This is a genomic window from uncultured Arenimonas sp., from assembly GCF_963976025.1.
GTDB lineage: Bacteria > Pseudomonadota > Gammaproteobacteria > Xanthomonadales > Xanthomonadaceae > Arenimonas.
On the sequence record NZ_CAXBJS010000258.1, the window covers coordinates 1 to 2,730 of the forward strand.

The window sequence follows — 2,730 nt, forward strand, 5'->3', positions numbered from 1 at the left end:
AGGTTCTACCATTGAACTACTCCCGCCCTGCGGAACCGATGTACCGGCCCTGCGGAGTGGTGGAGGGAGGTGGATTCGAACCACCGAAGGCGTAAGCCAGCAGATTTACAGTCTGCCCCCGTTGGCCGCTTGGGTATCCCTCCGTCAGGGAGCCCGTAATTTTCAGGGCGCGGCGCCTAAATGTCAACGCCCTTGGCACACTAATTTCCCGGGACTCACACGTTGAAGCGAAAATGCAGGACGTCACCCTCCTGCACCACGTATTCCTTGCCCTCCAGGCGCAGGCGCCCGGCGTCGCGGGCCCCGGATTCGCCCCGGTACTTGATGAAATCGTCGAAAGCGATGGTTTCGGCCCGGATGAAGCCCTTTTCGAAGTCGGTGTGGATGACGGCAGCCGCCTGCGGGGCCGTGGCGCCCTTGTGCACCTGCCAGGCCCGGACTTCCTTCACGCCGGCGGTGAAGTAGGTCTGCATGCCCAGCAGGGCGTAGCCGGCGCGGATGACGCGGTTCAGGCCCGGCTCTTCAAGACCCATCTCGGCCAGGAATTCGGCGCGGTCGGCGTCCTCGAGCTGGGACATTTCTTCTTCGATGGCCGCGCTGACCGGCACCACCTGGGCGCCCTCCTTCTCGGCCCGGGCCCGGACCAGGTCCAGCATCGGGTTGTTCTCGAAGCCGTCCTCGAGCACGTTGCACACGTACATGACCGGCTTGAGGGTCAGCAGGAACAGGTCGCGCACCACCGCCTTGTCCTCCGCCGACAGGCCCAGGGCGCGGGCCGGCTGGCCCTGGTCGAGGCCGGCGCGCACGCGCGCCAGCACCTCTTTGCGGGCGATAGCGTCCTTATTGCCGGTCTTGGCCTCACGTTCGGCGCGGTTAAGCGCCTTTTCGACGGAATCCAGGTCGGCCAGGGCCAGTTCGGTGTCGATGGTCTCGATGTCCGAGATTGGGTCGACCTTGCCGGCCACGTGAACGATGTCGGTGTGCTCGAAGCAGCGCACCACGTGGGCGATGGCGTCGACCTCGCGGATATGGGCCAGGAACTTGTTGCCCAGGCCCTCGCCCTTGCTGGCACCGGCAACCAGGCCGGCGATGTCCACGAACTCGAAGGAGGTCGGGATGACCTTCTGCGGCTTGACGATCTCGGCCAGCTGGGTCAGGCGCGGGTCCGGCACCGGCACCACGCCCGTATTGGGCTCGATGGTGCAGAACGGGAAGTTGGCCGCGGCGATGCCGGCCTTGGTGAGCGCGTTGAACAGGGTGGACTTGCCGACGTTGGGCAGGCCGACGATGCCGCATTTGATGCCCATGGTGGGGGTGTTTCCTCAGGGTTTTGGGGTGTGCAGGCGTTTCATGGCCTCGGGGAACTCCCCGGCCACCGCCAGCGGCATCACCGCCAGGGCGTCGTCGATGGCGCGCAGGATGCTCGCCTCGTCGTCCTTGCCGGGCTTGCCCAGCACCCAGGGGGTGACCTTGTCCTTGTGGCCGGGATGGCCGATGCCCAGGCGCAGGCGATGGAACTTGCCGTGGCCCAGGTGCTGCATGGTGTCGCGGATGCCGTTCTGCCCGCCGTGGCCGCCGTCGAACTTGAGCCGGGCCAGGCCGGGGGCCAGGTCCAGGTCGTCGTGGGCCAGCAGGGCCTGTTCGGGTTCGATCTTGAAATAGCGCAGCGCCGCGGCGACGGACCGGCCGGACGCGTTCATGAAGGTGGCCGGGCGCAGCAGCCAGACGCTGTGGCCGGCGATTTCGACTTTGGCGGTTTCGCCGTGCAGCTTCGATTCCAGGCCGAAACGCGCCCCGGCCTGCGCGGCCAGGGCGTCCAGAAACCAGAACCCGGCGTTATGCCGGGTCCGGGCGTGTTCGGCACCGGGATTGCCCAGGCCGACGATGAGTCGTAGCGATGACACGGATGCGGTCCTCGATCGCCGAGCCGGGGCGGCGAAGGGGATTACTTCTTCTTCGCCGCGTCGCCGGCTTCCGGCTTGGCGACCTTGGCGGCCGGCACGTCGGCCGACTCGGGCGCGGCTTCCGCCTCTTCCTCGACTTCGACGCGGGCATGGCGGGCGATGACGATCGCCAGGTCATGTTCCTTGCCGTGGGCCAGGGCCGGGATGGTGACGCCCTTGGGCAGCTTGATCTGCGAGAGGTGCACGATGTCGCCGACGACCAGTTCGGACAGGTCGATTTCCAGGAACTCCGGCAGGTCCTTGGGCAGGCAGCTGACTTCGACTTCGTTGAGCTCGTGGGTGACCACGACGCCCGCCGACTTGCCGGCCGGGGAGACTTCCTGGTTCACGAAGTGCAGCGGCACCTTGGCGCGCAGGGCTTCGTTCTCGGAGACGCGCAGGAAATCCAGGTGCAGGATCTGCTGCTTGAACGGATGGCGCTGCATGTCACGCAGCAGCACCTTCTCGACCTTGCCGTCGATGGCCAGGTCGAGGATGGCCGAATAGAACCATTCGTTCTGGCTGGCGATCCACAGGTGGTTGTGTTCGATCTGGACGCTCATGGGGTCCTGGTGACCGCCATAAACGATGGCCGGCACGTGACCGCTGCGACGGAGGCGGCGGCTCGCACCCTTGCCCTCGTCCTTGCGGCCGGTGGCCGTGAGATTGTGATTGGTAGCCATGTTGGTGTTGCCTTCTTCAGGTGATGCGCCTTTCGACGCGTTCCGCGTTGCCCGCGACCAGGCCCCGCGTCGTTCCCGTTCCGGGAATCGGGCATCGGCGCGAC

Annotated in this window: 3 protein-coding genes and 1 tRNA gene; all 4 read right to left on the reverse strand. The window is 66.4% G+C overall.

Features of this window, described 5'->3' with window-relative positions; all coding sequences use genetic code 11:
• Nucleotides 1-57 precede the first annotated feature (57 nt).
• Nucleotides 58-143, reverse strand: a tRNA-Tyr gene (locus AACZ35_RS13785).
• 72 nt (nucleotides 144-215) lie between these two features.
• On the reverse strand, nucleotides 216-1,307 hold the full coding sequence (gene ychF / locus AACZ35_RS13790; RefSeq protein WP_339830259.1) for a redox-regulated ATPase YchF: 1,092 nt from the start codon (nucleotides 1,305-1,307) through the stop codon (nucleotides 216-218).
• A 15-nt stretch (nucleotides 1,308-1,322) separates the two neighbouring features.
• Entirely contained in the window at nucleotides 1,323-1,904 is a 582-nt protein-coding gene (pth, locus tag AACZ35_RS13795) for an aminoacyl-tRNA hydrolase (protein WP_339830261.1), read from the reverse strand.
• A gap of 41 nt (nucleotides 1,905-1,945) precedes the next feature.
• Nucleotides 1,946-2,626: a 50S ribosomal protein L25/general stress protein Ctc gene (locus AACZ35_RS13800; RefSeq protein WP_339830263.1), complete on the reverse strand. Its 681-nt coding sequence runs from the start codon at nucleotides 2,624-2,626 to the stop codon at nucleotides 1,946-1,948.
• Nucleotides 2,627-2,730: the final 104 nt, after the last annotated feature.

Bases quoted from the DNA above. Each gene is read 5' to 3' on its own strand.
- ychF (WP_339830259.1), bottom strand. From the start codon at position 1,307: ATGGGCATCAAATGCGGCATCGTCGGCCTGCCCAACGTCGGCAAGTCC.
- AACZ35_RS13800 (WP_339830263.1), bottom strand. From the start codon at position 2,626: ATGGCTACCAATCACAATCTCACGGCCACCGGCCGCAAGGACGAGGGC.